This window comes from Diaphorobacter sp. J5-51 (genome assembly GCF_001023515.1).
GTDB classification, from domain to species: Bacteria; Pseudomonadota; Gammaproteobacteria; order Burkholderiales; family Burkholderiaceae_C; genus Diaphorobacter; species Diaphorobacter nitroreducens.
The window spans coordinates 1-1564 of the sequence record NZ_JSYI01000103.1 but is presented as its reverse complement, the minus strand read 5'-3'; the positions used below and the strand labels follow the sequence as shown (position 1 = coordinate 1564).

Here is a 1564-nt window from a genome sequence, read left to right as displayed (position 1 = left end):
CGGCGTTCAGACTCTACCGCGCTGGTCTGGTTTAAAGATACAAGCGAGCGCGCCATGAAGACCCGCATCACCGAGCTCTTCGGCATAGAGCACCCGATCCTCCAGGGCGGCATGCACCACGTGGGGTATGCCGAGCTGGCCGCAGCCGTCTCCAATGCCGGCGGGCTGGGCATCATCACCGGCCTGACGCAGAAGACGCCCGAGCTGCTGGCGCAGGAGATCGCACGCTGCCGCACGATGACCGACAAGCCGTTCGGCGTGAACCTCACGTTCCTGCCGTCGGTGAATCCGCCCGACTACCCGGGCTATGTGAAGGCGATCATCGAGGGCGGCGTGAAGATCGTCGAGACGGCAGGCAACAACCCGCAGAAGTGGATGCCCGCGCTGAAGGAGGCCGGCATCAAGGTCATCCACAAGTGCACCTCGGTGCGCCACGCGCTCAAGGCCGAGTCCATCGGCTGCGACGCGATCAGCGTGGACGGCTTCGAATGCGGCGGCCACCCGGGCGAGGATGACATTCCCAACTTCATCCTGCTGCCGCGCGCGGCCGAAGAACTCAAGATCCCCTTCGTCGCCTCGGGCGGCATGGCCGATGGGCGCAGCCTGGTGGCCGCGCTGGCGCTTGGCGCTGACGGCATCAACATGGGCACGCGCTTCATCGCCACCCAGGAAGCGCCGGTGCACGAGAACGTCAAGCAGGCGATCGTTGCGGCCTCCGAACTGGATACGCGGCTCATCATGCGCCCGCTGCGCAATACCGAGCGCGTGCTCACCAACAGCGCCACCGAGCGCGTGCTGGACAAGGAGCGCGCACTGGGCGCCGCCATCACCTTCGCGGACATTGCGCCCGAGGTGGCCGGCGTCTACCCGCGCATCATGCAGCAGGGCGACATGCAGGCCGGCGTGTGGTCCTGCGGCATGGTTGCCGGGCTGATCCATGACGTGCCCACCGTGCAGCAGCTCATCGACTCCATCATGTCCCAGGCCGAAGCGCTGATCTCCCAGCGCCTGGCGGGCATGCTCCGATAACCCAGCAGAAAGAGACTTGTTATGAAAATCCTCGTCCCCGTCAAGCGCGTGGTGGACTACAACGTGAAGGTCCGGGTGAAGTCGGACGGCACGGGCGTAGACATCGCGAACGTGAAGATGAGCATGAACCCCTTTGACGAAATCGCCGTGGAAGAGGCGGTGCGGCTCAAAGAAAAAGGCGTGGCCACGGAAGTGATCGCGGTGAGCTGCGGCGTGGCGCAATGCCAGGAAACGCTGCGCACGGCGATGGCCATTGGCGCCGACCGCGGCATCCTGGTGGAAACCGATGCCGAGCTGCAACCCCTGGCCGTGGCCAAGCTGCTCAAGGCCCTGGTGGACAAAGAGCAACCGGGCCTGATCATCCTGGGCAAGCAAGCCATCGACGACGACGCCAACCAGACCGGCCAGATGCTGGCGGCCCTGGCCGACCTGCCCCAGGCCACCTTCGCCAGCAAAGTCGAAGTCGCCGGCGACAAAGTGAGCGTCACGCGCGAAGTCGACGGCGGCCTGGAAACCCTGCAACTGACCACCCCGG

General features: G+C 65.5%; 2 protein-coding genes. Both read left to right on the top strand.

The genetic code is table 11. The annotated features are described in order from the left end of the window. Positions 1–54: 54 nt before the first annotated feature. Positions 55–1029, top strand: a complete 975-nt coding sequence (locus tag OX89_RS13825) for a nitronate monooxygenase family protein (protein ID WP_011806823.1) — start codon at positions 55–57, stop codon at positions 1027–1029. A gap of 21 nt (positions 1030–1050) precedes the next feature. Beyond that, a partial coding sequence (locus tag OX89_RS13820) for an electron transfer flavoprotein subunit beta/FixA family protein (RefSeq protein WP_047351048.1) occupies positions 1051–1564 on the top strand: 514 nt, incomplete at its 3' end.